The organism is Bartonella sp. HY038 (assembly GCF_014117425.1).
GTDB lineage: Bacteria > Pseudomonadota > Alphaproteobacteria > Rhizobiales > Rhizobiaceae > HY038.
On sequence record NZ_CP059725.1, the window covers coordinates 25,945 to 42,797 of the forward strand.

A 16,853-nucleotide genomic window follows, 5' to 3' on the forward strand; every position below is an offset into this window, starting at 1 on the left:
GGTTTTCAAAAATTGGTTGCACTCAATTTTTCGATAACTTTGTAAGGAAAAGGGTTCAAAATGACTACAACAAGAAGTGTATATAACTTTAACTCAGTGATTGTCCGCGAGCCTTCTCGCTCGGTCGTTAATGGTTTGCGTGCTGATGATCGTGGTAATCCTACCTATGAAGGTGTTAAGGCTGAACATGATGCTTATATCGCAGCACTAAAAACTGCTGGCGTGAATGTTACTGTATTGCCTGCACTTGAAGCTTTTCCAGATGCAATCTTTGTTGAAGATCCAGCGCTCGTTTTCAGTGAAGGCGCAATTTTGCTTCGTCCGGGCGCCGAAACGCGTATCAATGAAGTGCAAGAAATTGCACCAACAATTGAAAAAATGTTTGATACGGTTTTGCGCTTGCCACAAAATGGTTATGCAGATGGCGGCGATGTTCTCAACGCGCCCCACGCCGTTATGATTGGCCTATCTGCAAGAACTGATGCAAAAGGCGCCGAAGATCTTATCGAAGCACTTGCAAAATTGGGCAAAAAGGGTGAAGTTGTTCAAACACCTAAAGGTGTATTACACTTTAAAACTGATTGTTCTTTGCTCGATGATGAAACTATTTTTTCCACTGCACGCTTAGCCGCCTCTGGTGTGTTTTCGCGTTTCCGTCAAATTATTGTGCCAGAAGGTGAAGAAGCTGCAGCAAACGCATTACGGGTTAATGATACCGTATTTGTTGGATCGGACTTCCCAAAAACAATCGATTTGCTAACCGGCCATGGCTATAATGTTGTGCCGCTTAAAACCACCGAAATCGGCAAAATTGATGCTGGCTTATCTTGCATGTCGCTGCGTTGGTTTAAAAATTAAAATATCTTTTATAATAAATTTGTTTAATCAAAAATGTATCGTGATTTTTAAAAATCACGATACAGTAATATTTGCAAAAAATAATAATAAGTCAGTAAATATTATTATCTGGATATTTTACATGTTAATATATTAAGTGTTTTTATCGAAATACTCAATAAAACATGAAGTATTTTAATCGATTGGGAGGTCAAACAATGAAAATTAAGTTTTTAAGCCTCGTTATATTTTCTCTTTTTTCTAATTATGCTTATGCAGATAATCCTTTGCGGCTTGGCATGACGCCTGAACCTTATTTGCCTTTTACGGCAGTGCGCTCTAATGGCGAATGGATTGGTTTAGAGGCTGATTTGTCGCGCGCATTGTGTGAGCGCATTGAAGTAAAATGCCAATTTAAATCCATGGCTTGGGATGGTTTGCTTCCTTCCTTAAATGAAAAAAAGATTGATTTTGCGATTGGTGCGTTTTCAGTAACTGAAGAACGTGCCCAAACAATCGATTTTAGTACGCCTTATTTTGTTGAAGGTACAGCCGTTGTTGGTGCCAAAAAAGACCGAACCGTAATTGCAACGATAAAAGCTGAAGATGGAAAAGGCGATATTTTAGACCAGAATAGTTTGCAAGGTAAAATTATTGGTGTGCAGGTTGCTAGTGTACAATCAAAATATATGAAAAAATATTTACCCAATATACATTTAAAGAGTTATGATACGGCTGATAACAACGCCGCCGACCTTGTTGCAGGGCGTACCGATTATATGCTCGCACCATTGCCTTTTTCGGAAGATTTTCTAAAAACACCGTTTGCTCAAAATTACGAAATTAAACTCATTATTCCTGATAATGTTATGTTGGGGCAAGGTGTTGCCTATGCAATTAAAAAGGGTGACCAAAAGACCCTAGATATTGTCAATAAGGCATTACAAGAGCTTGCTGATGATGGCACGCTTAAAAAAATTCAAGATAAATGGGTTGATAGTGCCACTGTAGAGTAGCCGATATCTTGTGCATTTTTATAAATTAAGAAACAAAAAATCTTAGCTGCTAAAAGCATAATTCAAAGCAAAAAATAAAATATTATGTCTCTGTGCTGAGCTTTATCACTATAAAAAGGGGATATGGAATGACGATCTGTTATTTAATGTTCGTAAATGGTGCATGATGGAAAAATATCTGCATTTATTATCATGGGGTAACGATGGCTGGGGCGAACAGTTTTTCTGGGGCTTTATGCTAACGTTGGAATTATCATTCGTTGCATATTTCATTTCTTTTTTGTTTGGGTTGATTACCGCCAGCGCTAAGCTTTCTTCAAACAAAGTTTTACGTGTTTTAGCTAATATTTATCTAACCATTGTTAGATCCCTACCAGAATTGCTGGTGGTGTTATTGCTTTATTTTGCGGTTGCAACTGGCCTTGAAAATTTGCTCAAACAAAGCAACTTAGTGGGTGACGAATTTCAACTCAGCCCATTTTGGGCCGCAATTATTGCCCTTGCCTTCGTCAATGGCGCTTTCATGACCGAGGTTTTGCGTTCATCTTTGCAAGCCATTCCAAATGGCCAAATTGAAGCAGCTTTATCGATTGGTATGAGCAGATGGCAAATATTTACACGCATTATATTTCCGCAAATGATGCGTCACGCCGTACCAGGTATGAGTAATTTATGGTTATCAATCATTAAAGAAAGCGCGATTATTTCTGTTTTAGGCTCGTTCCAAGAATTGCTTTATACTGGCTATCGTGCCGCCTCGACAACACGAGAATATGTTTTCTTTTATGGTTTTACCGCGTTTCTCTTTTTAGTCATCACGCTTGTTTCTATTGTCGTTATCATGCGTTTAGAAAAACACTTGAATCGTGGGTATTGATATGGATCAGCAATCATTTGATATGTCATTCTTGGGTGGTATGGGCGTTTTCTTTGGACGGGTTATAGAATTTATTCCCATTCTTTTGCATGCTTTACCACTCACCTTATTTCTAACTTTCGTTGCTGGCTTATTTGGGCTTTTAATTGGAACTATTGGTGGTATCAATTTAAATTCGCGCAATTGGTTACTATCAAAACCAACCGCCCTTTACACATTTTTGTTTCGCGGCACACCCTTGCTTGTTCAATTATATCTCATTTATCAAGGCGTGGGACAGCTTTTACCTAATTTGCCAGTCCATGATACGTTTTTGTGGCCTTATTTGCGTGAAGGACTTTGGTATGCACTGGTTGCGCTTAGTCTTAATCAAGGCGCATATACTGCCGAGGTTATTCGCGGTGCTATAAAGTCGGTTGGACGTGGTCAATTAGAGGCAGCACAAGCAATCGGCATGAGTTCCAACCAAATATTAATGCGCATTACCTTGCCGCTCGCCTTTCGTCAGTGCTTACCAATTTTAACCAATGATTTGATTATTTTGCTTAAATCAACGGCGCTTGCATCAACAATTACCGTTATGGAAATAATGGGCACAGCGCGCGAATTACAGCGCAGCCTTAACTTGTCTTTAGAGCCATTGGTGGCTGCAGGTATCATTTATTTTGTTGTTGTTTTGATAATGACCAAATCGATCTCGCATTTTGAAAGACATTTCACGCGCTATAGATCCAATTAAGCCTAATACGTTTTAAAATTAAAAGCATTCCTATAAAGAAGTTGGGAGCATAAAATGACCGCCAAAGCATTAACTGTAACAAATATTCATAAAAGCTTTGCCGATATTGAAGTACTAAAAGGCGTTTCTTTCGAGGCAAAAAAGGGTGATGTTATTTCCTTGATTGGCAGTAGTGGCTCAGGCAAAACAACATTATTGCGCTGTATAAATTATCTTGAAACACCCGACTCTGGCGAGATCAGTGTTGCAGGTGAAATTATTGAAACAAAATTGGCAAAAAACGGTAAACAATATGCAGCCAATAAAAAGCAATTGCAGCATATTCGCACCCGTTTAGGCATGGTTTTTCAAAGTTTCAATCTGTGGTCTCATAAAACAATTTTACAAAACATTATTGAAGGACCGACCAAAGTGCTTGGTATTTCAAAAGATGAAGCGATTGAAAATGCCAAGGTTCTTATGGAAAAGGTTGGCATTTCATCAAAGGCAGATCAATATCCATTACAATTATCGGGTGGTCAACAACAACGCGCCGCTATTGCACGGGCACTTGCGATGAAGCCTGAGGTAATTTTAATGGATGAGCCGACATCGGCTCTTGATCCAGAATTGGTTGGCGAAGTTATTCAAGTTATTAAACAATTGGCAAATGATGGATGTACCATGGTGATGGTAACCCATGAAATGGCTTTGGCGCGTGAAATATCAACACAAGTGATTTATTTATATAAGGGTTTAATCGAAGAGCAGGGACATCCAAGTGAAATAATGGCCAAGCCCAAATCAGAACGCTTTAAACAGTTTTTAAATATGCTTTGATGGCGATAAAAAATGGCTCCTAAAGCAACATAGGGTGCGGGATAGTTTAATTTAGTGAACAATATTTTTAAAGGTTAATTTTGTTCACTTTCGGCCATAATATCAATTATGGTTGCGGCTTCGCGCTTCATCAACTCATAGAGCCAAGGGCGACGATCATCTGTCATTCTGGTTTCTATAGCGGCAATGCTTAGTGAGCCAATTAGATTATCTTTTTGATCGATGATTGGCAGTCCAACTGCACCCATGCCTTTAATATAGTGGCCGGGATTGAAGGTATATCCTTGTTTTTTGGCAATTTTTGCATCTTGTTCTATATGTATTATGGTTTTTTCACCATATGACGAAATTTGGTTTATATTACGCTTTAAAACCCTTTCTATTTCCAAATCAGGTAAAGATGAAAGTATGGCTAAGCTTCCCGCACCAATGCCAAGAGGACGCCGATCACCAACGGCTAGGGTTAAGGTTTTTATTGGGTAATTACCTTCTTCCCGCGCAATGCATAATGCTTCATCACCCGAACGAATTTGAAGATAAACGGTGTCTTCAGTTTCTTTAGCAAGGCGAGCGATACTACCTTGCGCACTGTTTAAAAGGCCAAATCGTTTGGCAGTTTTATTGCCAAGCCTATATAATAAAAAGGCTGGAAAATAGCGTAAGGTTTCAGAATTTTGTTCAACCAATCCAACTTGGATAAGGCCAGATAAAAGCCGATGGACAGTTGAACGCGATAATTGCGTGAGCTCTGCTACATCGGCTAATTTTATACCATGGTCACAATGATCCGTAATCGTTTTTAACAGGGCAACAGTTCGTTCAATTCCCTGATTTTGGTTTGGTGAAACAGTCATTTTCTTCCCAAAATAGCAAGTGATATTTATGCTATCTCTATACTATCCCACATTATCGGGCAATGTTTACTTGATTACATTAAATGACCAAGTTTATAGCAATGTCTAATGAATACCTTCTCCTTGTAGATATCCTTTTTGGCGAGGATCTGGCATGGCTAGAACCGATATAAAGGTGATGACCATCATAAAGGTGACATACCAAAAGAAGCCACTTTCCATGCCAATGGATTTAAACCAAAGGGCAATATATTCGGCGGTGCCGCCAAAAAGTGCATTAGCAACGGCATAGGGGAAGCCTACACCAAGCGCCCGCACTTGTGGTGGAAACATTTCAGCTTTAATCAACCCACTGATTGAACTATACATACTCACTGTTGCAAGCCCCACCATAATAAACACAAATGCGATCATTAAGGTTTGCGCCTGACCGATTAATGTTAATAATGGTACTGTAATAAAAATAGAAAGAAAGCTCCAGATAAGTAATGAGTTACGCCTGCCGATAATATCGGAAAAATAACCAAATATGGGTTGTAAAATCATGCAGCCAAGTAAAGCCCATGTCATGGTTGACGAGGCATCAGATTTGGAAAATCCTGCGGTATTGACAAGATATTTTTGCATATAGGTTGTAAAGGAATAGAAGAATAAAGATCCCCCAGCAGAAAAGCCCATGACGCATAATATGGCGCGTCTATGCTGTTTCCAAAGCCCGATAAGGCTGCCTTCTTTTGTCTTGGCGCGTGTTTCTGGTGTTGAAGTTTCATGAAGGTTACGACGCAAAATCAGTGCAACAATTGCAAGAATACCACCGATGAAGAATGGGATACGCCAACCCCAATCATGCAATTGCTGATCGTTTAACAACGACTGCAATATGACTAATGTGAGAACGGCAGTAAGCTGACCACCAATCAATGTTACATGCAAAAATGAGCTAAAAAATCCTCGTTTACCTGAAATTGCAACTTCGCTCATATAGGTAGCGGTTGTACCATATTCGCCGCCGACAGATAGGCCTTGCATTAAGCGGGTTAAAAGTAAAAGAATGGGTGCCAATACACCGATAGTTTCATAGGTTGGCAATATAGCGATGATAAATGAGCCAGAGCACATCATTAAAACCGAAATCAGCATGGATTTTTTTCGGCCAATGCGGTCTGCTATTCTTCCAAATAGTAAACCACCGATGGGGCGCATTAAAAAGCCGGCAGCAAATACTGCTGCGGCATTTAATAATTGCGTTGTTCTATCACCTTGTGGAAAAAATGATGATGCAAAATATAGCGCAGTAAAAGAATAAATATAAAAATCATACCATTCAACCAAATTGCCCGAAGCACTGGAAAATATAGCTATAATGCGCTTACGTGTTTCACTAGGTTTTTTGGTCATATAATCCTCCCGATGTTCCCCAGACATTCAAACCCGTCTCCTTATCGGGAGTAAATGTGGTTAGACCAAATCAAATGCGATTGAAATTAGGCTATGCGATCACCCTTTTTTATAATAGCGGCGCGATTATCAACACCAGGCAGCATTTTGGCAGGATCACGGGTTACAATGACATCTAACACAACAGGCCCTTTGATTGTCATGGCTTGTTGAAGGGCATCGCCAATTTGGTCTGGATCTTCAACGCGAATACCTGTGCAACCAAACGAATTTGCAACTTTTGCAAAATCTACTTCATTTAGGTCAGATGAATGATAATGCCCTGTGCCATAGACTAAGTGTTGCAAGGCTTTAACATAGCCAGAAGCCGCATTATTGACGACTATAATTGTAATATTAAGGTTAAGCCGCTTTGCGGTTTCCAAGTCTCCTAAAACCATGCAAAAGCCGCTATCGCCAGTAAGTGCCATAACTGTACGCTCCGGCGCGGCAAGCGCTGCACCGATGGCGCCAGGTAATCCATATCCAATTGACGCGAAACCGCGATCAGGCAAAAAGCCACGTCCTGCTTGTTTGGTATCATATAATAGACCGCTCCAATGAGCTGCAAATCCACCATCGGCAACCAAGATTGCATCATTAGGCAATGCTGTGTTCAATTCGGTCATTAGTCGTGCCATATTAATTGGCTTTTCATTTGAATATAGGCGTTCTGCAACATCCTTGCGCCATGTATCCATGCGATTACCGACATCATCAATATAAGCTTGGTGGTTTGCATATAATTGTGATGTCTTGTCGCTTAACGCGTCAAGCATATCTTCAAGCCCACAGCGTGCATCACCCCATAAAATAATGTCTGCTTTGGTTGTGCGGCCAAATTCTTCAGGTAATGAGTCAAGGTGAATAATTGTTTTGCCTTTTGGTGGTAATGTATAACGCTTGGTGGCAATTTCGCCTAATTTGCAGCCAACGACAAATAATATATCGGCTTCTTCAATCAGCTTATTGGCAATTCGGTCATAGCGACCAAAGAGCCCTGCATTGAGTGGGCTTGTGCAAGCAATTGCTCCCTTGCCGGTTAAAGTATGGGCAACGGGTATATTGGTTGCTTGCGCAAATTGTTCCAATGCATGATTTGCGCCTGAAATATGCACGCCGCCGCCAGCAAGAATTAACGGGCGCTTTGCCTTGGCTAAGGCAGCAGCTGCTTTTTCTAGGTTAGCCTTATCAGGCCGGCAACGCAAAGCTGGTACACTTTCATTAGCAGGGTCAACCTCAAAATCATCAGCAAAGAAAGTATGGACTGCATGCATGATATCTTCTGGAATATCCACCACAACTGGTCCAGGGCGGCCAGAGGTCGCAACAGCAAAGGCGCGCTTCATTAGTTCAGGGATTCGTTGTATTGTTTCAATGCGGATAAGTTCTTTACAAACCGGACGTAATACGTCCATCTGACGCACTTCTTGTGTCATATTCTTCCATGAGTGATCACGATGGGTATCCCCGATGACACATACCATGGGAGTACCAGCATTGAGTGCTTCACCAAGTCCAGTGACAAGATTAGTGGCTCCCGGTCCTAAAGACGCATCTGCAAGACCAACGCGACCAGTTACTTTGGCATAGGCATCAGCTGCAAAGGCGGCGGCTCGTTCATCATTGATTAAATAATGATCTAAACCAAGCTTATCAGCAACTTCATACATAGGTAGTAGTTGGAAGCCCCCCATGCCAAGCATCGGACCACAGTTAAAAGCTTTTAGGATGCGCGCAACAGCTTCCCCACCTTGCATTTCAATGCCGTTTAAATCGCTGCTATTATTATTTGTCATCAATTTATCCTCCCCAGTAAATTCCGTTGAATAGAATTATTTTTTCTATTGAGTAGAATTATTTATTTTTTTAAAAAAGTCAACAGGTTTTATTCAGCAGAATTTTTAATTCAACTGAGCGGATTTAGTCTGGTGAAAATAGGGTGGTTTGAGCTTATTTGTTAAAATTTTAGGTGCGAAAGCGAATATGATTTTTGATTAAATTAGGTTGTATTTTTATTGCTGACGCTAGTACACGGCAAATATGTTATGCTGATCAAATAAAAAGCCGCGTGCCATTTTTTAAATGGCACGCGGCTTTAATTTGTTTAAATAGCTTAGTTTTTAAGAAGCAATAGGATCAAGTTTGCCTTCAGCATAAAGCTTTGCCATGTCAGCAAGTGGCAATGGCTTAATCGCACTGGCGTGGCCTGCCGTGCCAAATTCTTCAAAGCGTTGTTTGCAAAGCTTGGTAACCGCTTCACGCGCTGGTGCCAAATATTTACGTGGATCAAACTCTGATGGATTTTCAGCAAAAACGCGGCGGATCTGACCCGTAATTGCCATGCGGCAATCGGTGTCAATGTTGATTTTGCGCACACCATGGCGGATGCCGCGTTGGATTTCTTCTACTGGCACGCCCCAAGTTGGCTTAATATCGCCACCATATTGGTTGATGATATCTTGTAGCTCTTGCGGAACTGATGAAGAACCATGCATCACCAAATGGGTATTTGGTAATTTGCGATGGATTTCTTCAATAACGCTCATTGCCAAAACATTGCCATCAGGCTTACGGGTAAATTTATAAGCACCATGGCTGGTACCCATAGCAACAGCCAAAGCATCTACCTTGGTTTCAAGCACAAATTTGACCGCTTCATCAGGATTAGTCAATAATTGGTCATGGCTTAGAACGCCTTCTGCGCCGTGGCCATCTTCAGCTTCACCTTGACCTGTTTCAAGTGAGCCAAGCACACCAAGTTCACCTTCAACTGAAGCGCCGCCATAATGAGCCATGGTTGAAACCTGTTTGGTCACACCCACATTATAATCCCAATCAGCAGGTGTTTTACCATCTTCTTTAAGCGAACCATCCATCATTACCGATGTAAAACCGTTTTGTAGTGCGGTCATGCAGGTTGCTGGGCCATTACCATGGTCAAGATGCACGCACACAGGAATATGAGGGAAAATTTCAACCACTGCATCCATCATATGACGCAGCATGATGTCATGGGCATAAGCGCGCGCGCCGCGCGATGCTTGAATGATAACCGGTGAATTAGTCGCGTGGGCAGCTTCCATAACGGCAAGTGCCTGTTCCATATTATTAATATTAAACGCTGGAACGCCATAATCATGTTCTGCTGCATGATCAAGCAATTGGCGAAGGGTAATACGGGCCATGAAAAACTCTCCTCATTCGGGATTTTGGGTTAAAGTATGATAGGTCTTGATTGTATCGACTTCATTGGCTGCACCAAAAATCAGTGGTGTGCGAGCATGATGACTAGCTGGTACAATATCAAGAATATCTTGCATACCATCAGTGGCTTTGCCTTTTGCAGCGTCACAGAGAAATGCAATGGGAAATGCTTCGTAAATTAGTCTTAGGCGACCATTTTCATAGCCTTTACGCTGGTCATTGACATAAAAGAACAGGCCGCCACGCTGAAAAATACGATGGAGCTCGCCAACCGCAGCGCCAAGCCAACGCATGTTGAAATCTTTGCCGCGCGGCCCAACCTTACCTTGTTGAACATCATCAACATATTGACGCATTGGCTGAAAAAGATGGCGATAAACTGAAGCATTATAAGCAAGGTCGGATGTTTCAGGGGCAAGAGTAACATTTTCTTGTAAAATATAAAAAATGCCGCTTTGTGGCTCCATCGCACCCAAAATAAGCCCATCGCCGACCGATAGAGCAAAATCAATACTATGACCATAAGAAATATAGCCAGCAGCCACTTGTTCGCTACCCTTTACTAAAAATGGGTCATGACTATAAGAATTTGGAAAAATCGAAAAAAATGTGCCAATTGGTGCGCCAATGCCGACATTGCCTGAGCCATCAAGCGGATCAAATGCAACAGCAAAATCACCGCCGTCGGGATTGCTTATAACATCTTCAGATTCTTCCGATAAAAGCTTGCCAGCTCCTGCTTCCAATAATAGTTCAGAAAATAAATAATGCGAGCCAACATCAATGCTTTTTTGTAGATCGCCATCGCTATTGGAACCAACGAGGCGACCCGGGTCACCATAAAGATGGCCGCCAGCTACACGCTTAGAAAGCTTAAAGGCACCAAGACAAATAGCCTCAATCAGTTTTACAATTGCTATTTTTGCACCGTCACCATGCATCCACTTGGTTAAATAAGTTTCAAGGGGCATAAAATCTATGGTTTCGTCATCGCCAATTAGCTTTAGCCTTTCAGCATCATGATGGTTTTTCATTTAAACAGTCTCACAGATTTCTTGCCTCAGTTCATTGAAACAATATTTAGCAGCTTTACTGTAATTCAATAGCACCTTGGCAATAAAAGCAATAGGCTAAACTGTTATTAAAATAATAATAAAAAGTTTCATCGCGTAAAGTTGTATCAAATGCGCTGATAAGAACTCTATTGAATTGCCTATTTAACAGTGGCATAGTTTGTAAGTTGTAACACTTTTTAGCTTTTTAAAGAAGCTTTTTATTGGAGGTGGTGTTACTAGGGGGAGGAAGAATGCGCGGTTTTTATCATCAAGATCAGGCTTTGCATGAGCCAAAACAATTTATGCGTTATGGCGAAATAGCAAAGCCCACCGATAGTCCATTGCGAACACAAAAGCTTTTGATCGCTCTTGAAAATTTGGGCGTAAGCGTTGAAACACCGCAAGATTATAGCCGCCTTGCTGCATTAAAAGTTCATCCCAACTATTATCTTGATTATCTTGAAACAGCTTATAGTCGTTGGTTGGAATTACCCATGCATGGGGTAGAGGTTTTACCCAATAGCTTCCCTTATTGGAATGGTGATCCTGCTAAGGATAGGCGCCCTCCTTGTCCAAGTAATCATCTTATTGCCCAAAGCGGTTATTATCTTGGTGATCTTGCTGTGCCAATTAGCAAGTTTACTTACCTATCGGTTTTACGGTCAACCCATAGTGCAACGGCTGCCGCTGAGGCTATTCTTGAAGGTGAAAAAGTCGCTTACGCCCTTTGCCGCCCTTCTGGGCATCATTGCCGTTCCGATCGTGCTTCGGGCTTTTGCTATATGAATAATGCTGCCATTGCTGCAGAGCATTTACGGCAAGAATTTAAAAAAATCGCTGTTCTTGATATTGACGCCCATCATGGGGACGGCACACAAGAAATATTTTATCGCCGCAGCGATATTTTGACGGTTTCTGTCCATGTTGATACATCAGTTTATTATCCGTTTTATACCGGCTATCAGCATGAAAAAGGCTATGGTGAAGGTTTGGGCTATAATGTTAATATTCCGATTGCCGCCAATAGCGATGATGAAAGTTTTTTAACCGGCGTGGGTTTAGGCGTTGATTATGTTAAGAATTATGGCGCTGAAGTTGTGGTTCTTGCCCTTGGCTATGATACCCATAAGGATGATCCTTTAAGCATTGTTAAAGTGACGACCGATGCCTTTCATAAAGCCGCCATCCTTGTTGCACGTTTGGGTATTCCTGTGGTGATTATCCAAGAGGGTGGTTATCAGGTGAGTGTTATTGGCGATTGCCTCAAAGCGTTTTTAACCGGCATTTTAGCCAAAATATAAGATTTTTAAACGGTGGCATGTTAAAATTTAAAAATGAAAATCTTGCTTTCTGTGTAAGTTTTATTTGTGTCTTATTGGAAATGAAAATATTTAAAAATATTGCCTGCGAAAACAGTTTTGTTTTCACAGGCAATAGACAATAAACGCATGTTTTATGCGGCTAAGATGTTAGTGTGTGTTTTGGTTGTTGTTGGCATGATGCAATTCTTGGTCAAGGCGTGCTTCTTCTTCGGCTTTGGGGCGAACAAAGCGGCCAAGCAGCAAATAAGCAACGGGGGTTACATAAAGCGTCGCAATCGTAGCAAGCCCAAGTCCACCAACAATGACCCAACCAAGCGCAATACGCGCCTCAGCACCAGCTCCTGATGCCAAAACTAGCGGTACACCGCCAAGAATAGCGCAAATCATAGTCATCGACACGGGGCGTAAGCGAATATTGGCAGCTTCCTCAATTGCTTGGCGTACATTCATACCGCGATCACGCAATTGGTCAGCAAATTCAACAATCAAAATACCGTTTTTGGCCATGATGCCAACAAGCAAGACCAAACCAATCTGACTATAAACATTAAGACTAACCCCAGAAATCATCATTGCGATAACTGCACAGCCAAGTCCAAGGGGAACGGTTGCCATAACAATAATACCAGAAATAAAGCTTTCAAATTGTGCTGCTAAAACCAACAAAATAATCACAATCGCAAAGCCAAAAATCAAAATAAGACCGGCCGATGTTTCCCCAAGGGTTGCCGCTTCAGCAAGAGGCAAAATATAGCTGCCTGATGGTAACTCATTTTTTGCAATAGCTAAGACATCTTGATAAGCAGTTCCAAGGGCATAATCTGATGCAAGATTGGTGGTCAAGGTTACCGCCCGCATACGTGATTCACGTTGCAATTCTGGTGGTACGGGTCGCTCATCAACACTAGCAATGGCAGAGACTGGCACAAAGCGGCTATCGCTAGTTTTCATATAGATGTTTTCAAGATCGCTTGGGTCATTAACTGGATGGGTAGAGGATACGATTTTTACATCATAACTACGATCACCCACATAAACCGAGCCAATTTTACGCCCATCGAGCATAGATTGAACGGTTTGTGCCATACCAGAAATATCAATGCCAAGATCGGAGGCGCGGGCGCGGTCTATATCAATAAATAATTGTGGTTGTGTTGCATCAACCGCTAGGCGAGGTTGTAAGAATTTGGGGTTTTGCTGCATTTTGGCAATAATTGCCTCTGCCGCGGGTTGCAGGGTTGCGTAATCCTGTCCTAAAATTGCAAATTGCAAACCATTGCCCGCACCACGAATGCCAAGGCTGTTGCCTTCACGGGTAAGAACGCGCACTGATGGGAACTTGCGCATGGCGGTATTAATGTCGCCAATAATTTCCTGTTGACTGCGCGAGCGATCATTCCATGGTGCAAGAGTTAAAATAATAACACCGCGATTGGTCGAGCCGCCCGTGCCTGCTACGGAATAGGTGCTAACAATTTCACCATTTTCTCGCAAGGGCGAAAGAATAGCTTCAATTTGCTTGAATTGATCATTAAGATAATCAACCGAAATACCCTGCGGTCCTTCAATCGATAGGAAGATAGATGAGCGATCTTCTGATGGCGTAAGCTCTTGCTGCAATGTATTAAAGCCCGCCCATGAAAGTCCAGCAAAAACGATTGAAGCAACAATTACCATTAAGGGTTGGTTTAAACAAAAATGCAGAGTTTTACGATAAAAACCGCCAATAAAACCACCTAATTTTTGAAAAAATAATGGCTCACGATGATCGCTTTCATTGGACTTATGCTCTTTTAAAAAACGTGATGCAAGCATTGGGCAAAGGGTGAGCGATACGATTGCCGATAGTAAAATTGCAATCGCTAGCACAAAGCCAAACTCTTTAAATAGACCACCAGCTTGCCCTGGCAAAAACGAAATTGGAATAAACACCGCAGCAAGGGTAAGAGTGGTTGCGACAACGGCAAAAAATACTTCATTAGTGCCCAAAACTGAAGCTGCACGTGGACCAATGCCCATATTGCGGCGGCGAACAATATTTTCTAACACCACAATTGCATCATCAACTACAAGCCCCGTTGCAAGCACCAGTGCTAGCAAGGTTAAAATATTGATGGAAAAACCGGCCAAATAAATTGCGGCAATTGTACCGATAAGAGCAACGGGAATCGATAAGGCTGGGATAAGTGTTGCTCGAACATCCCAAAGAAATAGGAAAATAACCACGATGACGCCAAGAATGGCAACGATCAAGGCAATTTCAACCTCATGAATTGCACCCTTGATGAAATTGGCATCATCACTGGTGATGCGTACTTCAACCCCATCTGGCAAGGTTTTATTGAGCTCTGCAACGGCCTGCGTAATGCCTTTAGAAATATCCAAAGTATTGGATTGCGCTTGCCGGATAATACCAAGCCCAACGGCGGAGCGACCATTGGCATTCACGATTGATGTTTCAACATCAGGCCCTAAGGTAACATTGGCAATATCACCAATGCGGATTTTTGGGGTAATATAAACATTTTCAAAAGCTTGCGGCGTTGAAAGATTTGCTGTTGCACGCACCACCAAGGATTGGTCAGAACTGCGTAATGATCCAGCTGGTGCGTCAAGCGCCATATCTGATAGGGTGGTGGTGATATTGCCAACCGTCAAACCGTAACTTGCAAGGCGTGCCTGATCAATATCAATGCGGAAAATCTTATCACGATCGCCAAACATTTGCACATCGGCAACGCCGGCAACCGCAGACAGCGTATCAGCAATCTGATCATCGGCAAGAACGGTTAGATCATCTACGCTCATTCTATCGGACATCACCGCAAGGCGCATTACCGCATCGGCATTGGAATCTGCTTTGATGATACGTGATGCGTCCGCGGCTTGCGGCAGATCATTGGTGACGCGCGAAATGGCATCACGAATATCAGCCGCTGCAACATTAAGATCAACACCATCATTAAATTCTACTGTCACGCGGCTGCGCGCAAAGGATGAACGCGATGAAATGGTTTTAACCCCGGTGACGCGCGCTACAGCATCTTCTAAAACTTGGGTAATTTCACGGTCAATAGTTTCGGCGGATGCACCAGTAAAATCTGTTGCAACTGTAACTGCAGGGCGATCAACATCGGGCAATTCGCGAATATCCACACCAGAAAGGGCTGCAAGACCTGCAACAACAATCAAGGCATTAACAACAAAGGCGAAAACTGGCCGGCGAATAAATAGATTAACAAAGCCCCCCTTGCTAATTGTTTTTGGCTTTTTTGTTTCGCTCACGCCATCTTTATCAAAGGAATTGTTATTTTGCATTGGCGTGATCCGCTTTGGCTTCTTCATCGCCCTTAGTGGTTGGCTCTTGTGTATTATTATCAGCCTGTGTGCCAACACGTGCTTGCGGATTTTCAAAGCGTACTTCTATGCCTTCGCGCAGTGACTGCACGCCTTGGATAACAATATTATCTCCCGCTTCAATTTCGCCATTGACCAATACATTGTTGGAATTGCGTTGAATGATGGATACTGGAGTTTTAAAGGCTTTATTATCTTTAATCCGCCAAACATAAGCACCAGAGCCGCTCCATTGAATGGCGAGGGGGTTAACACTGGCATAGGGATCACCGGGAAAGGTGAGGCTTACCTCAAAGGACATGCCGCCGCGCAAGACATCATTCTTGTTTAAAATTTCTGAGCGCACCCGCAAGGTGCGGCTTGCTTCATCAATTTTGCTATCAATAGCGCTAACGGTGCCAATAAAGGGCTTGTCACCCTGGCGTGCGATAGATTTTGCACTGATCGATTGACCAATTTCAATTGATGGCGCATAACGTTCTGGCACCCAAATATCGACCAATATCTTACTACGGTTATCAATATTGGCGATTGTTGTTGCTGTGGTGACATAATTACCCGCATCAATCGGTAAAATACCAACCATGCCATTAATCGGCGCGCGAATAGTACGCCTTTCCAGAGTTAATTGTGCATCTTTAACTGATAACTCAGCCTTGGCAAGTGCAAGTTTGCCGCTAATTTCTTGTACTTGCGATACGGTTTGCGTTTCGCGCAAGCGGATAATGCGCTCATAAGCCTGCTTTGCATCTTCTAGCTGCACCTTGGCTTGCTCAAGGGCAATTTCTTCATTATCCGAGTCAAGTTTAGCAATTGGATCATTGATCTTGACATTTTGCCCCGCTTTGACAAAAAATTTTTCAAGCGTTCCTGCCGACCATGGCGTGACTGCAACTGTTTGATCAGCGCGGCTTGTGCCAATAGCGGTTAAATGATCATTTATGATTTCTTTTTTGGCGGGCTCAACCACCACAAGCGCAGAGGCATTGCCACCGCCTGATTTTTGGTTAGGGTTTTGCGCCATAGCTGGCGCGGTAAAAAGCGGCATCGCCATTAATGATGCTAAGGCACTAACTGTACCTAAAGCGGCAACCGTTAATATGGTTTTGCCAATTTTCATCCATTCAGCCCTTTGATTTTATGTGTTCAAATATTGCATTCATGCAGCATTGAAATTTTTATGATGTATGTCACAACGCTCGAATAAGTATTAATATTATGCAAGTTTAATGCGGCTATATGACAACAAGCCAGTCAATTAGATTTTAGCTTTTCTAGTCGGTTTTTATTTAAGGTCATTAATCGCTATTTATAAAGTGTAACGGGATTCAGC

13 protein-coding genes are annotated in these 16,853 nt (G+C 42.2%); 6 read left to right on the forward strand and 7 right to left on the reverse strand.

Annotated elements, in window-relative coordinates; all coding sequences use genetic code 11:
* Positions 1-60 precede the first annotated feature (60 nt).
* From H3299_RS00090 to H3299_RS00110, 5 genes are all read left to right on the forward strand, one after another.
* Positions 61-858 carry a dimethylarginine dimethylaminohydrolase family protein gene (locus tag H3299_RS00090; RefSeq protein ID WP_182418336.1) on the forward strand — a complete coding sequence of 266 codons (798 nt, stop codon included), beginning with the start codon at positions 61-63 and terminating at the stop codon, positions 856-858.
* Between the two features lie 197 nt (positions 859-1,055).
* Positions 1,056-1,853 carry an ABC transporter substrate-binding protein gene (locus H3299_RS00095; RefSeq protein WP_246708092.1) on the forward strand — a complete coding sequence of 266 codons (798 nt, stop codon included), beginning with the start codon at positions 1,056-1,058 and terminating at the stop codon, positions 1,851-1,853.
* Positions 1,854-2,016: 163 nt separating this feature from the next.
* Positions 2,017-2,730: an ABC transporter permease gene (locus H3299_RS00100; protein WP_246708093.1), complete on the forward strand. Its 714-nt coding sequence runs from the start codon at positions 2,017-2,019 to the stop codon at positions 2,728-2,730.
* A gap of 1 nt (position 2,731) precedes the next feature.
* Positions 2,732-3,469, forward strand: coding sequence for an ABC transporter permease (locus H3299_RS00105; RefSeq protein ID WP_246708094.1), 738 nt, complete (start codon positions 2,732-2,734; stop codon positions 3,467-3,469).
* 54 nt (positions 3,470-3,523) lie between these two features.
* Complete coding sequence (locus H3299_RS00110) at positions 3,524-4,288, forward strand: ABC transporter ATP-binding protein (protein WP_182418338.1); 765 nt, start codon at positions 3,524-3,526, stop codon at positions 4,286-4,288.
* A 74-nt stretch (positions 4,289-4,362) separates the two neighbouring features.
* On the opposite strand, the gene H3299_RS00115 is transcribed toward H3299_RS00110, so the two are convergent.
* The 5 genes from H3299_RS00115 to H3299_RS00135 all read right to left on the reverse strand — a co-directional run bounded on the left by H3299_RS00115 (position 4,363) and on the right by H3299_RS00135 (position 10,820).
* Positions 4,363-5,142 carry an IclR family transcriptional regulator gene (locus H3299_RS00115; protein WP_182418339.1) on the reverse strand — a complete coding sequence of 260 codons (780 nt, stop codon included), beginning with the start codon at positions 5,140-5,142 and terminating at the stop codon, positions 4,363-4,365.
* A 105-nt stretch (positions 5,143-5,247) separates the two neighbouring features.
* Entirely contained in the window at positions 5,248-6,540 is a 1,293-nt protein-coding gene (locus H3299_RS00120; RefSeq protein WP_246708095.1) for an MFS family transporter, read from the reverse strand.
* 86 nt (positions 6,541-6,626) lie between these two features.
* Positions 6,627-8,378 (reverse strand): thiamine pyrophosphate-binding protein, encoded by a 1,752-nt coding sequence (locus H3299_RS00125; protein ID WP_182418341.1) that lies wholly within the window; start codon positions 8,376-8,378, stop codon positions 6,627-6,629.
* 324 nt (positions 8,379-8,702) lie between these two features.
* The gene (fba, locus tag H3299_RS00130; protein ID WP_182418342.1) at positions 8,703-9,767 is read right to left on the reverse strand and encodes a class II fructose-bisphosphate aldolase; all 1,065 of its coding nucleotides are present in this window, start codon (positions 9,765-9,767) and stop codon (positions 8,703-8,705) included.
* A gap of 12 nt (positions 9,768-9,779) precedes the next feature.
* Positions 9,780-10,820, reverse strand: coding sequence for a class 1 fructose-bisphosphatase (locus H3299_RS00135; RefSeq protein WP_182418343.1), 1,041 nt, complete (start codon positions 10,818-10,820; stop codon positions 9,780-9,782).
* A gap of 272 nt (positions 10,821-11,092) precedes the next feature.
* On the opposite strand from H3299_RS00135, the gene H3299_RS00140 reads away from it, so the two are divergent.
* On the forward strand, positions 11,093-12,142 hold the full coding sequence (locus H3299_RS00140) for a histone deacetylase family protein (protein ID WP_182418344.1): 1,050 nt from the start codon (positions 11,093-11,095) through the stop codon (positions 12,140-12,142).
* A gap of 168 nt (positions 12,143-12,310) precedes the next feature.
* Here H3299_RS00140 and H3299_RS00145 read toward each other — a convergent pair whose 3' ends face one another.
* Together H3299_RS00145 and H3299_RS00150 are read right to left on the reverse strand one after the other, a co-directional pair.
* Entirely contained in the window at positions 12,311-15,481 is a 3,171-nt protein-coding gene (locus H3299_RS00145) for an efflux RND transporter permease subunit (protein WP_182418345.1), read from the reverse strand.
* Positions 15,471-16,640 carry an efflux RND transporter periplasmic adaptor subunit gene (locus H3299_RS00150; protein WP_182418346.1) on the reverse strand — a complete coding sequence of 390 codons (1,170 nt, stop codon included), beginning with the start codon at positions 16,638-16,640 and terminating at the stop codon, positions 15,471-15,473. Before H3299_RS00150 ends, H3299_RS00145 begins: the two co-directional genes overlap by 11 nt.
* Positions 16,641-16,853 lie beyond the last annotated feature (213 nt).